17 protein-coding genes, 7 tRNA genes, 1 rRNA gene, 1 pseudogene and 1 other annotated feature (1 of these 27 cut by a window edge) are annotated in these 26,013 nt (G+C 34.9%); of the genes and pseudogenes, 5 read left to right on the top strand and 21 right to left on the bottom strand.

Features of this window, described 5'->3' with window-relative positions; translation table 11 throughout:
* Positions 1–245 precede the first annotated feature (245 nt).
* The 3 genes from CPHY_RS00205 to CPHY_RS00195 form a co-directional block, all read right to left on the bottom strand.
* The gene (locus tag CPHY_RS00205) at positions 246–1,058 is read right to left on the bottom strand and encodes a hypothetical protein (protein WP_012198063.1); all 813 of its coding nucleotides are present in this window, start codon (positions 1,056–1,058) and stop codon (positions 246–248) included.
* Between the two features lie 18 nt (positions 1,059–1,076).
* On the bottom strand, positions 1,077–2,264 hold the full coding sequence (locus CPHY_RS00200) for a helix-turn-helix domain-containing protein (protein ID WP_041703011.1): 1,188 nt from the start codon (positions 2,262–2,264) through the stop codon (positions 1,077–1,079).
* Positions 2,265–2,478: 214 nt separating this feature from the next.
* Entirely contained in the window at positions 2,479–2,742 is a 264-nt protein-coding gene (locus tag CPHY_RS00195) for a pro-sigmaK processing inhibitor BofA family protein (RefSeq protein WP_012198061.1), read from the bottom strand.
* A 345-nt stretch (positions 2,743–3,087) separates the two neighbouring features.
* Here CPHY_RS00195 and CPHY_RS00190 point away from each other — a divergent pair, with 345 nt between their 5' ends.
* Positions 3,088–3,303, top strand: coding sequence for a YaaL family protein (locus tag CPHY_RS00190; RefSeq protein WP_012198060.1), 216 nt, complete (start codon positions 3,088–3,090; stop codon positions 3,301–3,303).
* Positions 3,304–3,476: 173 nt separating this feature from the next.
* Here the strand turns inward: CPHY_RS00190 and metG are convergent, their stop codons facing one another.
* Both metG and CPHY_RS00180 read right to left on the bottom strand, forming a co-directional pair.
* Positions 3,477–5,471 carry a methionine--tRNA ligase gene (gene metG, locus CPHY_RS00185; protein ID WP_012198059.1) on the bottom strand — a complete coding sequence of 665 codons (1,995 nt, stop codon included), beginning with the start codon at positions 5,469–5,471 and terminating at the stop codon, positions 3,477–3,479.
* Positions 5,472–5,632: 161 nt separating this feature from the next.
* Positions 5,633–5,888: a binding site (T-box leader), on the bottom strand.
* Positions 5,889–6,623: 735 nt separating this feature from the next.
* On the bottom strand, positions 6,624–7,919 hold the full coding sequence (locus CPHY_RS00180; RefSeq protein WP_012198058.1) for a M18 family aminopeptidase: 1,296 nt from the start codon (positions 7,917–7,919) through the stop codon (positions 6,624–6,626).
* A 377-nt stretch (positions 7,920–8,296) separates the two neighbouring features.
* Here CPHY_RS00180 and CPHY_RS00175 point away from each other — a divergent pair, with 377 nt between their 5' ends.
* A complete protein-coding gene (locus CPHY_RS00175; protein WP_012198057.1) occupies positions 8,297–9,031 on the top strand; it encodes a hypothetical protein in 735 nt (244 codons plus the stop codon).
* 173 nt (positions 9,032–9,204) lie between these two features.
* On the opposite strand, the gene CPHY_RS00170 is transcribed toward CPHY_RS00175, so the two are convergent.
* The gene (locus CPHY_RS00170) at positions 9,205–9,930 is read right to left on the bottom strand and encodes an NUDIX domain-containing protein (RefSeq protein WP_041703002.1); all 726 of its coding nucleotides are present in this window, start codon (positions 9,928–9,930) and stop codon (positions 9,205–9,207) included.
* A gap of 226 nt (positions 9,931–10,156) precedes the next feature.
* Between CPHY_RS00170 and CPHY_RS00165 the strand changes: the two genes are divergently transcribed.
* Positions 10,157–11,068 (top strand): S1 RNA-binding domain-containing protein, encoded by a 912-nt coding sequence (locus CPHY_RS00165; RefSeq protein ID WP_012198055.1) that lies wholly within the window; start codon positions 10,157–10,159, stop codon positions 11,066–11,068.
* Between the two features lie 554 nt (positions 11,069–11,622).
* On the opposite strand, the pseudogene CPHY_RS00160 reads toward CPHY_RS00165, so the two are convergent.
* Together CPHY_RS00160 and CPHY_RS00155 are read right to left on the bottom strand one after the other, a co-directional pair.
* Positions 11,623–12,237, bottom strand: a pseudogene (locus CPHY_RS00160) (GTP pyrophosphokinase); the annotation flags it as partial.
* Between the two features lie 28 nt (positions 12,238–12,265).
* A complete protein-coding gene (locus tag CPHY_RS00155) occupies positions 12,266–12,520 on the bottom strand; it encodes a hypothetical protein (RefSeq protein ID WP_198301328.1) in 255 nt (84 codons plus the stop codon).
* Positions 12,521–13,281: 761 nt separating this feature from the next.
* On the opposite strand from CPHY_RS00155, the gene CPHY_RS00150 reads away from it, so the two are divergent.
* Together CPHY_RS00150 and CPHY_RS00145 are read left to right on the top strand one after the other, a co-directional pair.
* Positions 13,282–15,027, top strand: coding sequence for an ABC transporter ATP-binding protein (locus CPHY_RS00150; protein WP_012198052.1), 1,746 nt, complete (start codon positions 13,282–13,284; stop codon positions 15,025–15,027).
* Between the two features lie 144 nt (positions 15,028–15,171).
* Positions 15,172–16,953 carry an ABC transporter ATP-binding protein gene (locus CPHY_RS00145; protein WP_012198051.1) on the top strand — a complete coding sequence of 594 codons (1,782 nt, stop codon included), beginning with the start codon at positions 15,172–15,174 and terminating at the stop codon, positions 16,951–16,953.
* 413 nt (positions 16,954–17,366) lie between these two features.
* On the opposite strand, the gene CPHY_RS20435 is transcribed toward CPHY_RS00145, so the two are convergent.
* The 13 genes from CPHY_RS20435 to CPHY_RS00080 form a co-directional block, all read right to left on the bottom strand.
* On the bottom strand, positions 17,367–18,806 hold the full coding sequence (locus tag CPHY_RS20435) for a sensor histidine kinase (protein ID WP_012198050.1): 1,440 nt from the start codon (positions 18,804–18,806) through the stop codon (positions 17,367–17,369).
* Positions 18,796–19,482 carry a response regulator transcription factor gene (locus tag CPHY_RS00135; RefSeq protein ID WP_012198049.1) on the bottom strand — a complete coding sequence of 229 codons (687 nt, stop codon included), beginning with the start codon at positions 19,480–19,482 and terminating at the stop codon, positions 18,796–18,798. The genes CPHY_RS20435 and CPHY_RS00135 overlap by 11 nt, the downstream gene beginning before the upstream one ends.
* 363 nt (positions 19,483–19,845) lie before the next feature.
* A complete protein-coding gene (tkt, locus tag CPHY_RS00130) occupies positions 19,846–21,828 on the bottom strand; it encodes a transketolase (protein WP_012198048.1) in 1,983 nt (660 codons plus the stop codon).
* Positions 21,829–22,031: 203 nt separating this feature from the next.
* Positions 22,032–22,685, bottom strand: a complete 654-nt coding sequence (gene fsa / locus CPHY_RS00125; protein WP_012198047.1) for a fructose-6-phosphate aldolase — start codon at positions 22,683–22,685, stop codon at positions 22,032–22,034.
* A 254-nt stretch (positions 22,686–22,939) separates the two neighbouring features.
* Positions 22,940–23,677: an NAD-dependent protein deacylase gene (locus CPHY_RS00120; RefSeq protein ID WP_012198046.1), complete on the bottom strand. Its 738-nt coding sequence runs from the start codon at positions 23,675–23,677 to the stop codon at positions 22,940–22,942.
* Between the two features lie 611 nt (positions 23,678–24,288).
* Positions 24,289–24,361 (bottom strand) — tRNA-Lys (locus CPHY_RS00115).
* A 47-nt stretch (positions 24,362–24,408) separates the two neighbouring features.
* Positions 24,409–24,481, bottom strand: a tRNA-Phe gene (locus CPHY_RS00110).
* Between the two features lie 45 nt (positions 24,482–24,526).
* A tRNA-Met gene (locus CPHY_RS00105) sits at positions 24,527–24,600 on the bottom strand.
* Positions 24,601–24,661: 61 nt separating this feature from the next.
* Positions 24,662–24,743: transfer RNA gene (locus tag CPHY_RS00100), tRNA-Tyr, on the bottom strand.
* A 9-nt stretch (positions 24,744–24,752) separates the two neighbouring features.
* A tRNA-Thr gene (locus CPHY_RS00095) sits at positions 24,753–24,825 on the bottom strand.
* Between the two features lie 53 nt (positions 24,826–24,878).
* Positions 24,879–24,951, bottom strand: a tRNA-Val gene (locus CPHY_RS00090).
* A gap of 34 nt (positions 24,952–24,985) precedes the next feature.
* A tRNA-Asp gene (locus tag CPHY_RS00085) sits at positions 24,986–25,059 on the bottom strand.
* Positions 25,060–25,188: 129 nt separating this feature from the next.
* Positions 25,189–26,013: ribosomal RNA gene (locus CPHY_RS00080) — 23S ribosomal RNA — on the bottom strand (it continues 2,091 nt past the right edge of the window).

The raw sequence follows: 26,013 nt of genomic DNA, 5'->3' as shown, positions 1-26,013 counted from the left end.
AAAATTTTTTTATATTTTGATAGGCAACTTTATTAGATAGATTTATCATATTCCTTAATTTGTAAGCCGTCAACTCTTTTTCAGAACTTCTCGGTATTTTCATCGGTATGCACAGAGAAGAAAAAATTTTTATACAATATCCACAATTTTAAAAAGTTATCCACTTGGATCGGTGCGATTGACAATAAAAAGCTACTCCTATTACTTTTAGATATATAAGAGCAGCATTTTATTTTACGAAAAAATTAATATGTATAGTTAATACTAATATCTAAGTTGTCTAAATAATATCTATATAACTCATAAAGCGGATTACTATAACAATCCTCCCAAATTCCCCTTACCCAAAGTATAACCGATGTACTTTCATATGTTGCTCGGACGTACTCTACAATTTCTTTTAATACCTCAGGGGTATAATACTTTTCGGTGATTTCAATATAAACATCCTTTGACAGTACCATCCATGCATATTCTGACTTTGCCGGATTTATGATTTTACCATCCGGGTATATTTCGTTATCATGGTAGTCCACATAGTAACAAACTTCACCAGTTGGAAACGTAACAGTCTCTAACAGAAGTTTCATGTCCTCACCGTAATGGTAGGTATGAATATAATAACATAATACTTCATCTGTTATGGGATCTGTTAAATACCGTTGTAATTTTTTCTCCCATATTTCTTTTTTTATTAAGAGATTATTCCTATAGTAATAATTTATTAACTCATTACGTTTATGATTATCATTAAGGGTTACTTTGCTTAAGACATTACCATTCTCATCGTACTCATACTCATAATAAGTAAAACCGTGGGACCTTTCTAATTCCCTTAGGATATAGATGGATTCCTTACATACTATATTATTGTGAGTATCATACGTAAGTTGATACATCTGATACGACGTATATAAATCTTCTTTATAAACGGTATGTTCTAATATTACTTCATTATGATTATCATAGTATATTTTTCGAAAATAGGATTCCGAATCTAAAATTTCCATATGATCACTTTTTCTTATTAATTCGTTTACCCTATGTAAAAAATCCATACCGCACTCCTTTTTTTGCTATAATTTCCTTGCTTTGATTACAAATGTTACTGGAAGCATTTTAGCCTTTTTAGCAAAGTCACTATCCTTTTTTAATTGAATAATCTCATCATCAGATTCTTCAATCATTTCGTCAATAATAAATCCTGCTTTTGTTAAAGCATTGATATAAGTTGATAGCTTACGATCCGATAAAGATATTGCACCCCCATCAAGAGATACAGAATACCAAGATTCATCAAAATAACATTTTTTAAAAGAAAGCGAATCATTTTCGAAAGCAACGCATTTGTGTATTGGGTGAGACCAACTGAAAATAAATACGCCGTCTTTTTTTAGGTAGGAAGCAATCCGACAAAAAGTACCCGCAAGATCTGTAGACCAGCCTACACCATAAATCGAATAAACATAGTCGAAATAATCTACAGGTATTCCACAGTCTTCTTCCATTGGAGAACAGAACAATTTTGCCAAATAACCTTTCGACGATAAATGCTGTTTAGCCTTTTCTATTTGTTTTTCAGAAATATCGATACCCCATAACTCGGAAGCATTGCGGTCACCATGATATTGCAGAGAATGGCCAGTTCCGCAACATATTTCCAATAGTTTTTTCCCTGAAACATTGCCAAAAAGACGACATTTTTCTTCCGAAACAAATGCTCCATATAAAGGTAGCGCAGTTGTACCGATAACCTCATTTCCTTTCGTGTCCCAAAAAGAGCCGTTCATTTTGCGAATGTTATTCTTATCCCCATCAACCGAAACAGCACAACCAACTTCGCCTGCACCTATAATATTTGTTCTGTGACCAGGATTCTTCTCCATACTATTTCCCTCCATTAATATAAGTTTGAAGGTCAGGCGTGGAAATATTTTTAGCATAGCCCCCTCGTCTCGAGCCAAGGATGGCGCTATTCCATGCAATCGACTGAATGCTCTTGAAAAAGCTGCTTGAGAATCATAACCATAGCGTATAGCAACATCGATTATTTTTTCGCCGTTTTTAATATCTATTGCAGCCATTGTCAATCGCCTGCGACGAATATATTCGGATAATGGAATTTGAGCAAAAAAAGAAAAAATTCGACGAAATTCCCATTCCGAGCAGTTCATAATCTTTGCCGTTACAGAATAATCAATATCACAAGATAGATTATTTTCAATATAATCAAGTGCTTGGTTCATGCACTTTTGCCAATCCATAACCTCACCTCCTCTTACAATAATATCAAGAATCCAAAAAAAATCATTGCATTAGGTGTATTTTAATGCAATGAATATATCTATCTTATCCCTTTATTTGTAAACCGTCAATTCTTTCCTGGAACCTGTCCATTCTTTCATCGATAGAACATAGAATCTAAACATTTTATATTATTTCATTTTTAGATAATAATCAACACACTACATTACTATCTTAGAAAAAAAGTGACGCTCCATATAATAACAGTAAACCCGGAACCCCTAAGAATGCCGTTACTCCAATGCTTACAATATTAACTCCAACTAACGTTACGATACCGAAATTTAGAGCAACTGTATTAATAAGATAAATTACAACAATGGATAGAACTGCACGAACGATTACAGTACCAATCCATTTCTTATGATTCACATATAGATACCATGCAAATAGCATACCAGCAAGTGCAAATAACAAATAGGAAATATATTGCTTCATATTCCTTTTTACCTCTCTCTTAAATACCTTAGGACCACTTGGCCTATTTAATGTAAGTATATTCTGTCCAAGAAAAGATAGACTAAATTCTCATAGAGTTTTCTCACTTTTTCTTCATTCTTGCTCCATTTCTTAATGCAAATTAAATTTATGATTAAGATATCACCGGTACAATGTTACAGGTGAACTTATATTCCGCTTAGCCAATCCAAAAACAAGAAAATAAATAGAAAAAAGAATACAAGCATGTATATTGATTCCAATGTAAGACTATAATATAACAAATTATTAAAATGGAAGCTTTCTAATTTGCTTTCTTATAGCTATTAAAAGGTGGTGAATGGTATGAAATTATTTAAGAAAAACCAAGATGAATTTAACAAAGAACTATTAAAAGAAATCGCAAATACACAAAAAGAATTAGAGTCCGCTTATTCTAATTTTGAGAATGTCGTTGATCCAGACTTAATAGATAGCTGTATCTATCAGGTGAATGCAATCCAACACCGCTATAAATTCCTACTAAAACAAGTGAAAAATTCTGCCCCATATTCCGTATAATCCTTATTCTGTTTCTGGTTAGCAAGGCCAGTACACAGAATAAAGAGGGAACAAGATTGTCTTTCTACAGTGTTAAGAAACACCACACAAAGACTCCCTTGTTCCCTTTTTATCTACTTTTTAAAAAATAGGTTTAAATTCCTTACAATATATAGCTTTATATTCCTCACTCCTTAGCAGATTTCTGCTCCAGATGGCATTGGTTTTTCTGGTGTCATTAATGCAAGTACTCCATTTTCATCCTCAGCACATAATAACATACCTTCTGATACGATGCCTGCTAAAGTTGCTGGCTTTAAGTTCACTAAAACCATAACCTTCTTACCAACCATTTCTTCTGCAGTATAATGAGCCTTGATTCCAGATACAATCTGTTTTACTTGATTTCCAATTTTAACTTGGGAACAAAGAAGTTTCTTTGATTTCTTCACTTCTTCACAAGCAATAATTTCACCTACTTGAAATTGCAGTTTTGCAAAATCGTCATAGGTAATTTCATCTTTTGCTGGTATCTCAATTACAGTTTCTTCTTGTTTTACTTCTTCCACTTTTGCTGTCTCCTCTACTTCGCTTGCATGTTTCTCTTCCACCTTTGCTAAAACTTCTTTTAAATCAAGTCGAGCAAATAAGATCTGTGGCTGATCTGTAACCTTCGTACCGTTATCGTATAATCCAAATGTAGCAAGCTCCTCAATGTTTCTCTTTTTAGCGTTTAACTGTGCTAAAATCTTCTCTGCGGATTCTGGTAAGAATGGCTCTAAAAGATTAGCACCAATACAGATACTCTCAACTAAGTTATATAATACGTTTTCAAGTCTAGCCTTCTTTTCTTCCTCTTTTGCAAGAGCCCATGGCATCGTTTCATCAATATATTTATTACATCTCTTAAATAACGTAAAGATCTCAGAAATTGCATCTGCAACACGAAGGTTTGCCATCTTTGCAACCACTTTATCTCTCGTCTTTGTTACAACTTCAATTAGGTCTGCATCTACTGGCTCTGTTACGTCAGTTTTATTTACAACACCTTCAAAGTACTTATTTGACATTGAAATCGTACGATTTACTAAGTTTCCTAAGGTATTCGCTAGATCGGAATTCATACGATCTACCATAAGCTCCCAGTTAATCACACCATCATTGTCAAATGGCATCTCATGAAGTACGAAGTAACGAACTGCATCTACACCAAAGAATTCAACTAAATCATCGGCATATAATACGTTACCTCTGGACTTACTCATCTTCACGCCAGAACCGTCTTTTGCATTTGGATCCGTCTGTAATAACCAAGGATGACCAAATACCTGCTTTGGTAATGGTAAATCAAGTGCCATTAACATGATTGGCCAATAAATTGTGTGGAAACGTAAAATATCCTTACCAATCAAGTGTAAATCCGCTGGCCAGAACTTATTAAACTGCTCAGTAGAATTTCCATCACAGTCATAACCAATACCAGTGATATAGTTGCTTAACGCATCAATCCATACATAAATAACATGTTTCGGATCAAAGTCTACTGGAATACCCCATTTGAAAGAGGTTCTGGATACACATAAATCCTGTAATCCAGGTAATAAGAAGTTGTTCATCATCTCATTCTTTCTGGATTCTGGCTGAATAAACTCTGGATGTGTATTGATATGATCAATTAACCTCCCCGTATAGTTGCTAAGCTTTAGAAAATACGCTTCTTCTTTTGCTGGCTGACACTCTCTTCCACAGTCAGGACATTTTCCATTTACAAGCTGGGAAGCAGTAAAGAAGGACTCACATGGAGTACAATACATTCCTTCGTAATTACCTTTGTAGATATCACCCTGATCATATAACTTCTTAAAGATCTTCTGAACCTGTTTTTCATGATCCACGTCGGTTGTACGAATGAATTTATCATAAGAAGAATTCATTAAATCCCAAATGTCTTTAATTCCACCTGCTACCTTATCTACGAACTCTTTTGGAGAAACTCCTACTTCTGCAGCCTTTTCCTCAATTTTTTGTCCATGCTCATCGGTTCCTGTCTGGAAGAATACCTCATAACCTTCCAATCTCTTAAATCTTGCAATACTATCCGCAAGCACGATTTCATAGGTATTTCCAATGTGCGGCTTACCTGATGTATATGCAATTGCAGTTGTGATGTAATATGGCTTTTTGCTCATAACATCTCCTCCTTATATTTATAGTTAGTTTAATGGTATAAAATAATACAAATTAACACTCTCTAACACCCATTACGACTATTATGTGGTTTTTTCTTAAAAATAAAGAATAGGGTGCCTGCTTGTAAAACAAGCCTAAAAATAAAAAAAGCCCCCGTCTATTTAAAGACGAGAGTATCTCCCGTGGTGCCACTTTAATTCATACTAACTTTTCAGCTAGTATCTTACCGACTGCTAACACAGTCTCTCACGTTAACGTGTGAATACGTCGTAACCTAAGCTTAAAACCTCAGCTACGCAGCTCCAAGACCATCTTCTATATGTTCCACTGTCCCCTGCTCTCAGCACTTAAGAATTTCTTCCGGCAAGGTTCTCTGTTCAGCATTCCATATATACTCTTCTTTTCTCAGCATTTTTTATATGAATTTGCATCAAGTATACATTTCTAGTTTATATTTGTCAAGGGTATTCCAATCATAAACAACTACCTCAATTAATATTTTAGTAATAGGGATATACCACTATCCCCTGTTTGTCAATGTGAAAGGATTAATATGCAAATAAAAATAAGAGCGTTCATAAACTTAATAAAATATGCTTTATTTATTACTTATATAATTATTTTCTTTCTAAACTCACTTAATTCGCTTGTAAATTTATTAGAAAAAATTTTTAACTTCATTTCATGAATATAATTACTACAGTTTAGCATTTTGCATTGTCTTGAGACGGTATTCCAAATTAAATTTCTTCTACTATTTTATCCTATTTTACATATTTTATAAACTTATAGGTACTCTTTTTTAAAACAAAAAAATACATTTCGTAAACTTATCCTAGTAAAAATAAAATAAGATTGATGAAACTTGTATTCTTCCTTACAGCTGTTCTCGTCCCCATACAAGAATTATAAGTGCTGTACTGTAATACACCGGTTCATCAATCTTATTTTTTTAATAGCTTCGCCCTCTAAACATTCCCCAATGCTTCATCCTCCGGACAATACCTTCTCGATACCGACCAAATGAATTATAGCAAACTTTGTGAAATATGTCAAGAAAGTCTTTTAATCAAACCTTCCTTTTGTGACTTTTCACATATCATGGGATTGTGGGTGTATATATTATGAATACTAAAGTAAATTGCTGTCATTTATTCCATAAAAAATGCGGTAGCAAGATCAACTAATGCCTTCTGATCTTTGGTACCCATAAGCTCTCTAGCAGAGTGCATCGCTAGCATTGGAATACCAATATCTACAGTCTTCATTGGTAGCCATGAGGAGATAATCGGTCCCATTGTACCACCACCGATTACATCAGAATGATTCACAAATTTCTTATAAGGAATGTTGTATTTGTCACATAGCATAACCATGGATGCAATCGCTTCTGTATCAAAGGTATAACGCTGATTTCCACTAATCTTAAATACTACACCATCATTCATTAGTGCATAATTCACTGGATCATATTTATCTATCTTGCTTGGATGAAGAGCATGAGCCACATCCATAGAGATGAGAAAACTGCTTAAGATAGAATCATTTAGCGCAGCTCTATCATAACCTAATGCTTGATAAATCTTCTCAAGGAACATTGAAAACAATGCAGAATCTGCTCCCTGCTTCGTTTCACTTCCAATTTCCTCATTATCAAATAAACCGATAACGTTGATACCATCCTCACGGTTTCCATCAATAATACCACGAAGTAATGCATGACAGGAAGTAAGATTATCAAGTCTTGGACTCTGTATAAACTCTTCGTTCATACCAAGTAGCAATCCGTCCTCAGCACAGAAAACATATAGGTCAAAGTCTAAAATGTCACTAACCTCAACTGAAAGCTCTTTTGCTAAAAACTCTATAAAATAAGATTTTTCATTTAATGTCTCATTTAATACACCCATGAGTGGAAGCATATCTGTCTGCCTCATTAACTCTACACCTTTATTTACCTCTTTATTCATATGAATTGCAAGGTTAGGAATTGTTAAAAACGGCTTATCTACACGAATTACCCTAGTTTCTGGAGCAAATGGATTTTCACTCTTAAGTGCTACTCTACCAGCAATAGAGAGTGGGCGATCAAGCCAAGTATTTAAAATTGGACCACCATATATTTCTGTATTAACTCGTAAATACCCTTTGCTAGTTAACTCTGCAGTTGGTTTCACATGAAGGCATGGATGGTCTGTATGTGCAGAAGCTAAGCGAAACTGCTGCGTATTTGTCACCTGATTGCCAATGGTAAATGCAAATAAGGTAGTTCCAAAAGGTTTGGTATAATACTTACCACCTGCTTTTAAGCAAAAAGTCTTACGAAAATCAAGCTCTATAAAGCCTGCTTCGTCAAGCATAGTAATTCCTTCTAATACCGCGTGATAAGGTGATGCTGATTTTTTAATATAGGAAAGTAATTCTCCTGCGATCTCTTTTTCTCTCATAGTAATCCTCCTGTTATTTATATTTATTATGATGTGTTTTCTTCAAAAACATCGGTATCACTTAATTTTTCATGGTTCTTTCATTGATTAACTAAAATATATAGGTCTATTCTAACGTCTAGTCATGCAAATTTATAAGATTATAATAACATAGCATAAAGCATTAATAAAATTTACTTGAAAGGATGGTTTTTCATTCTAATACTATACCCTACATTTTTATACCTGTATAGAGGAAATTGCAATGATTTGAGGAAAGAAACTTTATCTCCCTTAAATACTCCCTATATAACTCCATCCGTATTAAACCTTTCTTATTGCATCCATAAGAAAACTAAGGTATTCTATTCTTAATTATAAAGAGAGGATATCATGCCATGAACCAAGAATTATTTCAAATCTCCTGCTCCCAAGTCATTGACCAAGCCCTACAAGAAAACGGAATTGGTACCTTAAGTGAGAAAACGATCCATTCCGTTTTAAAGCATTATTATTCACCAGATACAGCCTGTCATGAGCAAAAGGTGAAAAACTTTGTGGCTGATATTTTAATTGAGAATCATATCATAGAAATTCAGACTAGGCAATTTCATAAACTCCGTAGAAAACTAGAAGTTTATCTTCCTGAATATGAGGTAACTATCGTTTATCCGGTGGCTCATACCAAATGGTTAAGTTGGGTAAATGAAGAAACCGGTGAAGTATCAAAGCCAAGAAAGTCACCAAAAACAGGAGTTGCATATCAGATTTTTCCTGAACTTTATCAGATTAAGGATTACTTGAAAGACCCGAATCTTCACCTTAATATTATATCCATGGACGTGGAGGAATATCGTTTACTAAATGGTTGGAGTAAGGATAAGAAAAAAGGTTCCACTAGAAATGATGGTATTCCTGTTGCACTTTTTGATGAAATGGTTATCGTAACAAAGGACGATTATAATAAACTATTACCTGCTAATCTGCCAAAACAGTTTACTACTAAAGATTATAAAAAAGCTGCAGGGGTTCCCCAAAGAATTGCCACCACAGCTCTTAATATTTTATACCATATGAATACCATTGACCGCGTAGGGAAACAAGGAAATTCCTTTCTATATGAAGTAATATAGTGATTTATCATTAAGTAATATAATGATTTATCATTAAGTAATATAATGACTTTTCATAAAGTAATATAATGACTTTTCATAAAATAATATAATGACTTATCATAAAATAATATAATGACTTATCATAAAATAATTTACCCCTGCATTTTTAAAGGCTAACTGTAATGATTCGATCACATCCTCTTCCTTAGTAACTGATATGCTCTTAAGATAAATGCAGGGTGGTCAAATGAAATTCCATTACTACAAATAACCTCATAATCCTCTTGTAATAATAGTGTATCAATATTACAAAAATAGTCCACGGTAGCTTCTGCCTTTATATCTTGATTTTTTTCGCAGGTTACTCTGATGTGGTAACGTTCTCTTTTTCTTTTATGCTTTAATATAGCATTGCCTTCCTCTAAAAGCTCTTCGTATTCCTTCTCAATACTTAGCGAAAACCATTCTGCTTCTGCTGCATCATCTCCAGCCTCCACTTTTTGATTTGATTCAAGGAGCGCTAGATATGCTACGGTTACAATTCTTGTTCTTGGATCTCTGTCCTGCTTTCCAAAGGTATAGATTTGCTCCATAGGAATATCGCTAAGCCCGGTCTCTTCTAAAAGTTCTCTCGCTGCTGCCTTATCTATATCTTCATGGATTTCAACAAATCCTCCTGGTAGGGCCCACCACCCTATGCAAGGATGGTTTTTTCTTTGAATCAATAAAAGCTTTAAATCTTTTTGAAGGTCATAACTATTTTCTGGCTTTTGAAAAACCAAGAAATCTGCGGTCACAGATGGATTTTGATATTTATTAGGATCATACTCCGTTAAAAATTTTTCTAAGGATTTTCCTTCCTCATTGCATTTTCCATTTCCTAAAAATTTGTTAATATCACTTACAAATGCTCTCATAGTTTCCCTCATTTCTTCTCTGATTTTGGGTATAATACGTTGTAGCACAGCGCCTATTTTAAACTTATCTCCCATCATATTAATACACCAAATGGCAATAATCAAGTAAGTCATTGTTTCTTTGGAGCAACCGTGCTATACTAAAAACATCGGGTTTGTCATAGTTTTGCTGTATACATAGAAGCAAAATAGGACCAAACTACACAAAATAAATGAGGTGAAAATAATGGACGAAACTAATTTAACCATGGATGATTTTAAAACAGAACTGGAACATTCCTTAAAGCGTCTTACAGAGGGTGACCTTGTGAAAGGTACCGTAATCGGTATCTCTGATACTGAAGTTACTGTTGACTTATCTTATTCTTCAGAGGGTATCATTAAGCTAGAAGAATTGAGTAACGACCCTCGTTTTTCAATTAAAGCAGATGTTACCATTGGAGAAGAAATTACTGCAATGATACTATCAGAGGATAAGGAAGGTAATCTACTTCTTTCAAAGAAAAAAGCAGATGATATATTATCTTGGGATAAGTTAAAAACCATGATGACAGAACGTACTGTTACCACTGTGAAGGTATCTAATGCGGTAAATGGCGGTGTTGTAACTTATTTAGAAGGTATTCGTGCATTTATTCCTGCCTCAATGCTAAGTCTCTCTTACGTAGAGGATGTATCTACCTTTGTAGGTAAAGTATTAAAAGTAATCGTAATAACTGCTGACAAAGAAGCAAATAAACTTGTTTTATCTGCAAAAGAAGTATTAAGAGAAGAAGAAGCAAAAGAAAAATCCCATAAAATATCCCAAGTACAAAAAGGTATTGTAACAACTGGTATTGTTGATAAACTTATGCCATTTGGTGCATTTGTTTCAATTGGAGAAGGCCTTTCTGGACTTGTTCATATTTCTCAAATTTGTGGAAAACGCATTAAGTCACCTGCAGAGGTATTAAAAGAAGGTCAAGAAGTGAAGGTTAAGGTCTTAGATGTAAAAGATGGTAAGATTAGCCTTAGTATAAAAGCAGTCTCTGACGCAGAAGAAGTTCACGAGGATGCAGTCGATATACCAGCGGAATATAGTACAGGAGAGCAAGTGACTACTGGCTTAGGAGACTTACTAAAAAACTTTAAGTTTTAGTTAGAATAAAATTTACTAGCATTCCATATATCAAAACATAGTTAGAACACTAGTAAATCGTAACAAAAGAAATGGGTACAAGCGAAATCTCCTTATAGAAAGCTATCATGCTTTCCAGGTAGTACTTCGCTTGTACCCATCTTTTTATGCTGTATAATTATAATCTAAGATTTAAATTTTATTTAAACAGAATCCTTTGATTCGAAATCTGACCTTATCTTTGCTATCTATTGAGCATTCGCTTTCATCTCTTGTTTTTTACGTTTACTACCTCCAAATAAGGAGAACGGAACTTTGTCACTCGTTTTCGTCTTTAACGCTTTTTCTTGTAGTGCACTTACCATCTCACTGTATACATTTGCCTCTGCCTCATTATCAATAATAAGTTCTTCTTTTTGTTCAATTGCTTTTACATTTTCTGATACACTCTCTTTTACCACTTCTTCCTCAGAGATATTATCTTCCACAATGCTTCCATAAGAATCCTTGATTTTACTATGAAACATGCCAGAAACAATCTCACGATAATGATCCATCGGATCATCACTATATGTTCTTATTTCTTCATTAATTGCTAACATCTTCTGATCCAAAAATGATACAATATCTGCACACTCTTTTAACTCTCTTGTTATGTGAGAAGGTGCATTACCTTCAAATTTGTAATACATCTTATGTTCTAGGCTTGCCCAGAAATCCATCGCTATTGTTCGAATTTGAATCTCAACTTTTGTTTCAATCACTTCCTGTGATAAAAATATCGGTACTGTTACAATCATGTGATAGCTCATATAACCATTAGGCTTTGGATTTGTAATATAATCCTTAATCTTTAGTACTTTTACATCACTTTGTTTTCGAATCAAATCAGCAATTCGATAGATGTCCGATGTAAAAGAACAAATAATTCGTATACCTGCTACATCATTAATGTATTTTACTATATTTTCAACGGTAAGCTCCATATTATTATGACGAATCTTTTTGGCAATACTTTGTGGAGTTTTAACCCTTGAAGTAATATGTTCGATTGGATTATATTGATGTGCCAATTTAAATTCATTATTTAATATTTCTAGTTTTGTATTTACTTCCTTAAGAGCCGCATCATAAATTAAAAGGGCTCGATTCCATTCCTCTGTTTGATCATAAAACATCGGCAATTCCATAATTGTCACCTATTCCTTTACATAATGATTATTGAACCATGCTTTCCATTTCAATAATACCTTCGATTATTGAGACATGCTTTCTGCTTTTTGTTTCAATAATACCTATGATTATTGAGACATGCTTTCTGCTTTTTGTTTCAATAATACCTATGATTATTGAGACATGCTTTCTGCTTTTTGTTTCAATAATACCTTCGATTATTGAAACGCTTTTTGTTTCAATAATATAACTTATCAGAAGTTTTCCATACGGCCTTCTGATAAATGGTGCGTTTTGCACCGTCATCAGATTATCGGAACATGTTAATATCTCCGATAATATTACACTATGTATCCATCTGGTATTTTTTCAAATTTGTATAATTAATTTTTAAAGTTAATTGTCATTTATTCACTACAATATCTTTATTATAACATGAAATTATGAACATTCTTTGAAGTTTTTAAGTCTTAATGTATCTTTAATATTTTATTAATTTTAGTAATAATGACATAAGTATTTTTTTCATATTTGTTACAAATCCCTATCAATATAACAGGTCAACTATATAAAAATCAAGTAAAATAAAGAGGTTTTAGCCCCCCAAAAAATAATTAAGTCGAAAATTTTTTACATAAAAATTAAAAAAATATAAATTTTAGGGTTGACATTCTCCTAATACTGGAATATACTTCTAAAGTAACCATAATTACATCCGTAGAATTACTCAATCTATGGAAATAATAAAGAAAGTGAGGTAAGAAATCATGAGTAACAGAACTAATAATTTTGGAATGTTAAATAACACAATTAATTCATGCGGGACTACCTCCGGTATACGTCTATAGTATTATTATATCTTAGAATGAATGCCGTGGTATCTTGCCACGGCTTTTTTTTGTCTAAAAAATTGGTTTCACCTGTGAAAAACCATATCCTTTGTCGTGCGCAAGTCATGTTTCTGTCCGGATCAGCACCCTTGACAGAAATGGAGCAGTCCTTTCTTTACCCAATTTGTAATTAAAAACCTATTATAGGTGTGCAAGGAGGAGAGACACCTTATGAAAATCTCACACTATTTAAAAAAGTACTGGTATCGTTATGCCTTTGCTATCTTTTGCATTTTCGTAACCGTCGGCTTAGATATGCTAAATCCACAGGTTACAATGCGTATTATTGATAATGTTATTGGAGAAGGGCAACGAGACCAACTAGCTCCACTACTTGTTGTTGTTTTACTTATTGGCGTAGGTCGTTGTATCTTTGGATATTTAAAAGAATATAACTTTGATTCTGTCAGTTCCAAAATATCTGCTGATCTAAGAAGCAAACTATTTCGCCATATACAAACACTGTCAGTAGATTTTTTTGATAAAAATAACACTGGTGAACTTATGTCCCGTGTAAAAGACGATGTTGATCGTATCTGGGACGCCTTTAACTACGTAAGTATGTTGTTAATAGAGGTAGTCATTCATACCAGTATCATCTTATATTGCATGTTCCACCTAAATAAAAAATTGTTTCTTGTTCCAGTAATAGCAATGCCGTTAGTAGCAATCTTAGCAGTTCTTTTGGAAAGAAAACTTGGTGGAATATATGAAGAAATCAGTGAGCAAAATGCAACACTTAATACGATCGCACAAGAAAATCTTGCAGGTGTTCGAACAGTAAAAGCATTTGCTCGTGAAAAATTTGAAATTCAAAAGTTCTTATCACATAACAAACGTTATTATGATTTGAACATGAGCCAATCCAAAGTACTCACTCGTTATCAGCCATTATTTCAGCTGATTACTAGAGCGCTTCCATTAATCATTGTTATCTATGGTGGCTACTTAACCATTCAAGGTGAAATTACTCTTGGTGTACTTGCCGCTTTTGTTGAGTATAGCAATAATATTACCTGGCCAATGGAGATGATAGGCTGGCTGACAAACGCTGCTGCCTCTGCTGTAGCTTCGAATAAGAAGATTAAGAAGATTTTTGCAGAAAATCCTAGCATTCAAAATCCAGAAAAACCTGTCATTCTTGATGAGATTACTGGTAATATCGAATTTCGTAATGTAGATTTTGAAATAGATGGGAAAGAAATTCTTCATAATATCAATTTTCATTTGCCTGCTGGAAAAACGATTGGTATTATGGGCGCGACTGGCGCTGGTAAGACATCAATTATTAATGTGCTTCAAAGGTTTTATGATGTAAAAGAAGGAGAAGTACTTTTAGATGGAGTAAATATCAAAGAATTAAATCTTACCCAACTAAGAAAAAGCGTTTCTTTGGTTATGCAAGACGTATTCTTATTCTCTGATACCATTAATGAGAACGTTAAGCTTGGTAAGAAGACATCCATTGAAGATGATGAAGTCATTCATGCACTGAAACATGCACAGGCCTCTGATTTTATCGAACAGATGGAAGAACAATACGATACCATCATTGGAGAACGTGGCGTCGGTCTATCGGGCGGTCAAAAGCAGCGTATCAGCATCGGTAGAGCTATTGCAAAAAAGGCTCCAATCTTAGTTCTTGACGATTCTACTTCTGCTCTCGATATGGAAACAGAACATCAGATACAAGAAACTTTAAATTCCTTAAATGGAACGACTAAGATCATCATCGCTCATAGAATCAGTGCTGTTCGTAATGCAGATGAGATCATTTTCTTAGAAAATGGAACCATTGCAGAACGAGGAACTCATAATGACCTTTTAAAGAAAGAAGGACTCTATTATGAGACCTATATGGCACAGTATGGTGATTATTTAGAAACCTCCAAAGAGGTAATTGCATGTAACTATTAATCTAACTCCCATTGCATATCACATCTGCTGGTAGGTGTGATACTGCTTAAACAAGAAAAAGTACGCTTCGCGAACTTTTCCTTGTCATGAATAGAAAGATTGAAAAATTGATTTTTCAATTTCATAGCGAAAGGACGTGAAACTATGGCTGTGAATGCTATAAAGGAAGATGAAAGTCTTCACGTAGCCTCTAAAAAGAATACCCTGCTAAGACTATATCGCTATCTACTTGCCTATAAGAAATCTATCGCTGTTGTATTACTTATTATGTGTGGTACAATTACCATTTCTTTGATTAATCCTATAATCATAGAAAAAGCAATTGATAAATATATCAAGGGTGGTAATATAAATGGATTAATAAAACTTGGAATCTTTGCTCTTGTATTAAATATAACCTTAGTAATCTTAGTAAAGCTTCGAATGTACATTATGTCCAAATTATCCAATAGTGTACTTGTAACAATACGTCAGGAACTTTACACTCATATACAAACCTTGAGTTTTAAATTCTTTGACTCAAGACCAACCGGTAAAATCCTTGCTCGTATTATGGGTGATGTTAACTCCCTGAAAGATGTATTAAGTAATAGCGTAACAACTTTAATCCCTGATTTCATTACCATATGCTCCGTTGTTATTATTATGTTTGTGAAAAACTATAAACTAGCACTGGCTTCCCTTTGTAGCTTTCCACTGATGGCATTTGGTGTTTGGTTTGTTCAGACAAGAGCTCACAAACGTTGGCAGATTCATAAGAAGAAAAGCTCTAATGTCAATGCCTTCATTCATGAAGATGTATCTGGAATGCGTATTATACAAAGTTTTGGTGCAGAAGATGAAACAGAAGAGGAATTCGACGAATTATTAAAAGAGCATCGTGACTCTTTTATGTCAGCAGTACGATTTGCAGATGCCTTCGGACCAATCGTTGATATCTGCTGGGCGCTTGCCACCCTATTTTTATTCCTTGTTGGCGTCAATCTAATTGGAAAGGATCCAAGTGTAGAAGTTGGTACCATAGTAGCTTTTGGTTCTTATATCTCCATGTTTTGGCATCCACTTCTAAACTTAAGTAACTTTTACAATCAGTTAATAACAAATATTACCGGTGCAGAACGTATCTTTGAAATTCTAGATACAAAGCCGGATGTTAATGATGCAAAAGATGTCCATACCCTGCCTAATGTTCGGGGTGAGGTCGATTTTAAGCATGTCTCCTTTTCTTATGATGAGGATACCAATGTCCTTCGTGATGTCAGCTTCCATGTTAAGCCTGGAGAAACGATTGCTTTGGTTGGGCCAACTGGCGCTGGTAAAACAACAATTATTAACCTTATTAGCAGATTTTATGATATCCAAAAAGGTACTATCACGATTGATGGCTACGACCTAACTAAGGTATCTATCGAAAGCTTACGTGAGCAGATGGGTGTCATGACCCAAGATAATTTCTTATTCACTGGTACCATCAAGGAAAATATAAGTTATGGTAAACTTGACGCTACTGACGAAGAAATTATTACTGCAGCAAAAGCGGTGAATGCACATGAATTCATTATGAAGATGGAGAAAGGTTATGATACAGAATTAAAAGAGCGTGGTGCTGGTTTATCCATTGGACAAAAACAATTATTAGCCTTTGCACGTACTATGGTATCAAAACCTAAAATTTTAATATTAGATGAAGCAACTTCTAGTATTGATACTCATACAGAGCTACTTGTTCAAAAAGGAATAGAAGCATTACTAAAAGGACGTACCTCCTTTGTAATTGCTCATCGTCTTTCTACCATACAGAAGGCAGATCGTATCTTTGTTATCGATAATGGTGGCATTATTGAATCCGGTTCTGCCGCAGAGCTTCTTGAAAGAAAAGGAGCTTACTACAACCTATATATGGCTCAGTTTAAAAATATAGCATAGATTTCATAAGGAGGTCAAAATATCTATAACCTTTAGATAAGATGATTTGACTTCCCAACTTCCATAGCAGAATCAAACTATGAACAAAATTTGAGCAAACGATAGAGCGTACATCATAAAATCCAACTAGTGTATAACAGTTAAAACATTTTCACATATTTATTTAATTTAAAACTTTGAAAAGCAAATGTGGTAAATGGGTAATCTTGTGCGATGATTTATCGTCATAAAAGGTGCTGATACAAACTTATAACTTTTATTTAAGTTAGTGTTTGTATTCGTACCTTTTTTATTATTCATGAAAAGTTCGCGAAGTGCTTTTCATGTTATCCACACTGCAATCATATTTAGAGACTTTTATTCACAAAAAAAGGACAGTAAGTGAATATCTAGTTCCTTTACTGTCCTTCTTATTAACTATCATAGCGTATTCTTGGAATCGTTACGATAAAACTTGTTCCTTTAGTAAACTGAGAACGTACCTTGATCCTACCTGTATGTGCCATAATAATAAGCTTTGCAATGGATAATCCCAATCCATGACCCTCAATCTTTCGATCACGGACATGATCAGAACGATAAAATCGGTTAAAGATGTTATCCATATCTTTTCTTGTCATACCAATACCGGTATCCTCAACACCAATCATACAGTCACCACGAATGTTACGGCAATAAATACGGATAGTATCTCCATCCTGAGTGTATTTTACTGCATTATCAATAAATACCCTAATTGCCTGTTTTAGAGCCTGTTTATCGCCATATACATTAACATCTTCCAGGTAAGGTGCTTCAATTACTCGGTTCGCAGTTACAAGTTTTGTTTCTTTTACCATTTCCTCAACGATTGGTCTCATATTAAATATCTTTTTCTCTAGCTTTAGTGTCTTCTTATCATGCCTTGAGAGGAATAATAATTTTTCCACTAAATCCTGCATGGCTTTCGCTTCATTTTTTATAGCTTCAATCGATTCCTCTAGTATCTCTTGATCCTTGGAACCCCACCTGCTTAACATATTAATATATCCTTGAATTACTGCAATTGGAGTTCGAAGCTCATGGGAAGCATCCGATACAAATTGTTTCTGTCTATCATATGATGTCTCTAATCGGTCTAGCATATTATTAAAAACAATAGCTAAGTCCTTTAGTTCATTCTTTGTTCCTGCTACATTTAATCGCTCACTATGAAGATTACTCACTGTCAAACGATTTACTGTCGCAGACATGGATTGAATTGGCTCAAGGAGTTTAATATTGTTCTTCTTACCTTCTTGTATAATAAAGAATACGATTATAACATATAAGATTAACATATTCCATAGCAAAGACCACATACGATTATAGTCTTTCGTCATATTATAAAAAAACTGTGCTCGGTATAATGTTCCTCCTTGAACAAATTCCATATCATCATCTAGAATAAGACGATGTGTATCACTGGATTTTGTATAGTGAATTGAGCGAAAGATACGTCTGTAATTTTTTACATCATAAGTAACATCATTGTATACCTCTCGCCCTGTGTCGACTTCATACAAAATCATATTAACACCTAGCTTTGAATAGGGATTTACTACGGTTAAAAAAGCGTCTCCATCATTCTCCAAATTAACAACAATTTCTTCTGCCAGGTCCTCATATCTTCCTTTTTCTATATTCAAATAAAGAATAGAAAATACAAAGAAGAATAGAAAGCCATTAATAATTAATAGTTTCATATAGTTCATGGCGATACGGTTGGTAATAGAGAGACGAATTCCTCCCAACATGGCTTCCTTTTTTTTACGATATGGTAGTATAACTTTTCTTAATACACTACGTATCTTTTCAACAGCTCTATTTTTCATCTCGAATTATATATCCCACCCCTCGAACTGTACTTATTAAATGCACTCCATACTTATCATCAATTTTTTGTCTAAGATAACGAATATATACATCTACTACATTGGTATCTCCAAAATATTCATAGTCCCATACATTATTTAATAATTGTTCCCTTGTTAGCGCTATATTTTTATTTCTCATTAAATACTCTAACAATTCGTATTCTTTTTTTGTGAGAGTTAAATCTTCCTCCCCATAATTAGCACTATGGCTTGTTAGGTTTAATTTAAGTTCACCATGAGTTAATACATCCTGTTTTGCTTCTGCACTACTCTTACTATGTCTGCTGAGTGCCACACGAATTCTAGCTAAAAGCTCCTCAATAGCAAAAGGTTTCGTCATATAATCATCGGCGCCCATATCAAGACCAGCTACTTTATCCGTGACATCATCCTTCGCTGTTAACATAATAATTGGTACCTGAGACTCCATACGTATTCTTCTACACACTTCAATACCGCTTAACCCAGGAAGCATAACATCTAACAATACTAAATCAATGTCTGACTTTAGAGCCTTTTCAAGGCCTGATCTACCATCATTTGCAATATCAACCGTATAACCCTCATACTTAAGTTCAAGTTCTACAAATCTAGCGATCTTAACTTCATCCTCAACAATTAATATCTTCGCCATACTTTACTCCTCCTCTATTTCAATCAAAACTTAATAACCGAATACAACTACAGTATCTTTATATCTAACCTAATTTTAGCTATTCTACAAGGTTATTTCAATAGATAAGTTAATTAGATTTGGATTAGAATATACTAAAATATATTAATCTCTACCATTTATAAATGGGATCACATGCTCATCGTGGTTTATTACCCCAAGACTTAACTTAAATTTGCCCAAAAAAAGAACTTGCATATCACAACTGCAAGTTCTTTTCTCCTTAATTATAATTAACCATATTGAAAATTTTAAAGAAACGAATATATTTACTAAGATATCAATAACCATACTAAATTAATCAAGATACTTTATTAAGGTGTTTTATAGAATTGATTTAACCGATGCTACTACATTCTCTGTAGTAAATCCGAATTTCTTGAATAATGTCCCCGCTGGAGCAGATGCACCAAATCCGTTCATAGAAACGATTGTGCCATCTAAACCAACATATTTCTCCCAGCCATATCCGATGAGTGCTTCAACTGCTACTCTCTTACGAACTGCACTAGGTAGAATGCTTTCTTTATATTCCTTGCTTTGCTCTTCAAAGATGTCCATACATGGCATACTAACTACACGTACATCAACGCCTTCTTTTAATAACTCCGCCTTTGCTGCAACAGCAAGTTCAACTTCAGAACCAGTTGCAATAATAATTGCATCTGGAGTCTCCTTATTAGAATCTTCTAATACATAAGCTCCCTTTAATGCTTCTTTTGATGAACCTGCTAACTGTGGAAGGTTCTGTCTTGTTAATACAAGAGCTGTTGGAGTTTCCTTAGAAGTTACTGCACTATACCAAGCAGCAATTGTTTCCGTAGCATCTGCTGGACGGAATATATGGAAGTTCGGCATTGCACGATACATTGCAAGCTGCTCAATTGGTTCATGAGTTGGACCATCTTCACCAACACCGATACTATCATGTGTCCAAACAAAAGTTGTCGGTATTCTCATAAGTGATGATAATCTTGCCATTGGTTTCATATAGTCACTAAATACAAAGAAGGTAGATACATAAGCACGTAGACCATGTAATACCATACCATTTCCAATTGCCGCCATAGCAAGCTCTCTTACACCAAAGTGAAGGTTTCTTCCAAGTCTATTGTCTTTGGAGAAATCACCTTCATTATTTAAATAAGTCTTTGTAGAAGGAGCTAAGTCTGCTGCACCACCAATTAAACTTGGTACATAGTTCTTTAATTTATTTAAAATAACACCAGATAAGTTTCTAGTTGCTTCTGGCTTGTCCTCAAATGACCAGAACTCTTCATTATCAATTAATTCTTTTGCAACATCAAGGTCGAATTCCTTCTCCCATGCTTCCTTCATTTCTGGATAAGCAGAACAATATTCTGCAAACATCTTATTCCATGCAGTTTCATCCTCTGCCTTCTTAGCTGCAATTTCGTTGTAGTGAGCATATACTTCTTCTGGTACAAAGAAAGGTTCTGTGGAAGGCCAGCCGATATTTTCTTTTAATGCTACTACATTGTCATCTCCAAGAGGTTCTCCATGTGCACTTGCCTTACCCTGTTTTGCAGGACAGCCATAACCAATCTGTGTTTTACATAAAATCAAGCTTGGTCTATTTGTATCCGCTTTAGCAGCTTTTACCGCATTTGAGATTTCTTCAATGTTATTACCATCTTCCACTACGATAGTCTGGAAGTGGAATGCCTCAAAACGTTTTAAAACATCCTCAGTAAATGCAATATCAGTATCGCCTTCGATGGAAATCTTATTAGAATCATAGAAAACAATTAACTTGGAAAGTCCTAATGTACCAGCTAAAGAAAATGCCTCATAAGAGATACCTTCCATCATACAGCCGTCTCCACCGAGTACATAAGTATAATGGTCTACTACTGGATAATTTTCTTTATTAAATTTTGCAGCTAAATGCTCTTCAGACATTGCCATACCAACAGCCATTGCCATACCTGCACCAAGTGGTCCTGTTGTAGCTTCTACACCCTTTGTATGACGATACTCTGGATGACCTGGTGTAAGGGAATCTAATTGACGAAATTGCATCATATCTTCTTTGGTTAAACCATATCCAAATAAATGTAACAAGGAATACAATAACGTAGATCCATGTCCACCAGATAATATGAAACGATCTCGATTCGCCCAATCAGGGTTTGCTGGATTATGCTTCATTTCATTTGCCCAAATATCATAAGCAATTGCAGCACATCCAAGTGGTAGCCCCGGATGACCTGATTTCGCTTTCTGTACGGCATCCGCAGCTAATACACGGATCGCGTTAATGGACATTGTGTCAATGTTATTCATGTGATATCCTCCTAAATACATTTCTATTAAATTATCTTATCGGAAGTTCAATTTTAAACTTCCAATAAAAGGTGTCCTTTTGCACTTCATTTCGATTATAGGAACATAAGTATCGTTCCGAAAATAATGAAATATGCAGCCCACACATTACTTTTGGGTAAAAAGGCTTGTCTTATTCATAGTACTATGCTTTATTCGTTATATTATTCGCCAAATACAGCTCTATAGTCTGCTTTAAACTTCTCAATACCAGCATCCGTTAATGGATGCTTAGTACATTGAACAATAACACTATATGGAACGGTAGCAATATGCGCCCCCGCCAATGCACAATCTGTAATATGAACTGGATTTCTTACACTTGCAGCAATAATCTCAGTTGGTAAATTATATATCTCGAAAATATCTGAGATTGTACGAATTAAATCAATACCTGGAGTTGAAATATCATCGAGTCTACCTAAGAAAGGAGAAACATAAGTTGCTCCTGCTCTAGCAGCTAATAATGCCTGATTTGCAGAAAATACTAAAGTAACATTGGTTTTAATTCCTTCTTGGGATAACACTTTAGTCGCCTTTAACCCTTCTACTGTCATAGGAATTTTAACTACCATATTAGGATGAATTTTTGCAATTTCGCGTCCTTCTTTAATCATAGATTCTGCATCTTCTGTAGTAGCCTTTACTTCACCACTAATAGGACCATCTACAATATTAGTAATCTCAGTGATTACTTCTTTAAAATCTCTACCTTCTTTTGCGATTAATGATGGATTTGTTGTAACACCACAAATAACACCCATGTCATTTGCTTTTTTGATTTCTTCAACATTCGCTGTGTCTATAAAAAATTTCATTTTTTATACCTCCTGAATTATAAATCATTACTGCAACTTACAACACTATGTTATTCCTAATTATTCCTTACTCATATTATCATGTAATAGAAAATATCTCAATGCCAAATCTGCTTATTTTCTATGAAATTTAAGGATTTATTAATAACATATAGCACAATATATAAGCTGTGGAGCACTTGCTACTTAAAACATCTTCATTTATTTCCTTAGTTACAAAGACACTAATCGAAAAGACAAGTTTTACTCAGATTTTATAAAGTACGAATAACAGAATCTAAAACCTCGCCAATGGAATCGTGAATCACTAAGGATGCCATAGTATCATAAGTTGTCTCACTTTTATTAATTAAAACCAGATTTTTACCTTGAAAATACTCTATTAAACTCGCAGCTGGCCATACAACAAGAGAGGTACCGCCAACTATCATAGTATCCGCCTTCAAAATTGCATCGATTGCTTTTTGTATCGTAGCCTGTTTTAACTCCTCTTCATATAAAACAACATCAGGTTTTACAACACCACCGCAATTCGTGCAAATTGGAACTGTATCCATTTTCATTATTTGATCAAGACTAAAACTTTTTCTACATTTCATACAATAGTTTCTATTAGAAGAACCATGTAGCTCATACACCGTTTGACTACCTGCCACCTGATGCAAACTATCTATGTTTTGTGTAATAACTGCTGATAGCTTACCTAGCTCCTCTAGCTTAGCTAAAGCAAGATGTGCAGGATTCGGTTTCGCTTCTTTATAAATCATATGACTTTTATAATACGCAAAAAAATCATGCGTATGCCTCATAAAAAAACTATGGGATAATAATTGTTCTGGGGAATATTTTTTTCCTTGTCCCGTAGTATATAAACCATTTTCTGAACGAAAATCTGGTATTCCAGATTCTGTTGATACACCTGCGCCACCAAAGAATACAATATTATTACTTTCCTTCACAATCTCTATAAGTTGTTCTGTTTCTTTTGTCATAAAATCATCTCCAATACTTTCATAGTCCTATTATAGCACATATAATGTGTATTTAGATGAATTCTATAACCATGATTTTTCATTATAAAGACTATTTCTGTTAAAACATGTTAAATTAAATTGATATAACTAATTCTATTTCATTTCGTCATGTTTAACTAAAAGAAGACTATCCTTGTCTAGACCTACACTTTTCTAAACCTGTGCTGTTAAATCTGTATATTACTTATTCCTTAATAAATCCTATTAAACTATTGCAAGTATTTTATGAAATGATTCTTTTACGTAAAAAAGTTAATATGATGTCTACTACTTAGTATGTATAATTTTTTTATTTTAAATTTATAAAATGTACTACTTGATCAAATTATTATGCTTTTTCCAAAGAAGTATCTTAATACTCTCTTTAACCTCCTTTCTTTCACTAATGATCGAATACTAACTTTTCTCTAATTCTACTGTTTCATATCAGTGAATTCTACTCATATTTAAACTTGTTCTACTCAAATATGGATAAACTGTAAGTTGTTTGTTAAAGGTATTATTTTTGAAATCAAAAAAAGCTGTAAAATAATGGATTGTCCAATTATTTTACAGCTTCATCTTATTAGTGAGACATCCGGGATTCGAACCCGGGACACCTTGATTAAAAGTCAAGTGCTCTACCGACTGAGCTAATATCCCATAGTTTTATACATCTGACATTATATGCCAATAAAGCATAAAACAAGTGCCCAGAACCGGAATCGAACCAGTGACACGAGGATTTTCAGTCCTCTGCTCTACCGACTGAGCTATCTGGGCATGGAAATGGTACACTTATTTAATTTCAATCCTTTTGGATTGGAGTTGCGGGGATAGGATTTGAACCTATGACCTTCGGGTTATGAGCCCGACGAGCTTCCAGACTGCTCCACCCCGCGATATTATTTTTATTTTTTTTAGCGATTGTTACAAATTGCTTTAACAGTTGATAACAATCAGTGGATGGAGAAGGATTCGAACCTTCGAAAGCGTTGCTAACAGATTTACAGTCTGCCCCCTTTGGCCACTCGGGAACCCATCCATGTTCCTAAGCCGACGATCGGACTCGAACCGATAACCTGCTGATTACAAGTCAGCTGCTCTGCCAATTGAGCCACGTCGGCGTATAAATTTTAAACCACCGAACTTATCGTCTGTCGGTTATACTGTAACTGAATGGGACCTATAGGGTTCGAACCTATGACCCTCTGCTTGTAAGGCAGATGCTCTCCCAGCTGAGCTAAGATCCCATATCAATTTTTTAACTTGCGCTAAACAAGTTAGCGACCCGGATGGGACTCGAACCCACGACCTCCGCCGTGACAGGGCGGCGCTCTAACCAACTGAGCCACCGGGCCATCTAAAATAACTTTAGATGACTAAGTCACTTTTCTATTATACCATATAACAATTTGATTGAAAAGCTTTTTTTCAACCAAATTGTTAATCAATTAAACATTGATCAACTTTTCTTTAAACAAACCTTTTAGGTTAAGCCCTCGACCTATTAGTAACAATCAGCTACATGTGTTACCACACTTCCACCTTTGTCCTATCAACCTTATCGTCTTTAAGGGGTCTTACTAGCTTATGCTATGGGATATCTTATCTTGAGGGGGGCTTCACGCTTAGATGCCTTCAGCGTTTATCCCGTCCCGACTTGGCTACTCGGCCATGCTCTTGGTAGAACAACCGATACACCAGAGGTCAGTCCATCCCGGTCCTCTCGTACTAAGGACAGCTCCTCTCAAATATCCTACGCCTACGCCGGATAGGGACCGAACTGTCTCACGACGTTCTGAACCCAGCTCGCGTACCGCTTTAATGGGCGAACAGCCCAACCCTTGGGACCTACTACAGCCCCAGGATGCGATGAGCCGACATCGAGGTGCCAAACCACTCCGTCGATGTGAACTCTTGGGAGTGATAAGCCTGTTATCCCCAGGGTAGCTTTTATCCGTTGAGCGATGGCAATCCCACTTTATACCACCGGATCACTAAGTCCTACTTTCGTACCTGCTCCACCCGTCGGTGTCACAGTCAAGCTCTCTTATGCCTTTGCACTCTACGAATGGTTTCCAACCATTCTGAGAGAACCTTTGAGCGCCTCCGATACCCTTTCGGAGGCGACCGCCCCAGTCAAACTCCCCGCCTGACATTGTCCCCTAGCCGGGTCACGGCTACAGGTTAGAAATCCAGTACTACAAGGGTGGTATCCCAACAGCGACTCCGTAAGAACTGGCGTTCCTACTTCTTAGTCTCCCACCTATCCTGTACATGCAGCACCGAATCCCAGTATCAAGCTGAAGTAA

It is taken from the genome of Lachnoclostridium phytofermentans ISDg, assembly GCF_000018685.1.
Classification (GTDB): Bacteria; Bacillota; Clostridia; order Lachnospirales; family Lachnospiraceae; genus Lachnoclostridium; species Lachnoclostridium phytofermentans.
The sequence above is the reverse complement of the archived record's forward strand: the minus strand, read 5'-3'. Positions and strand labels throughout refer to the sequence as shown.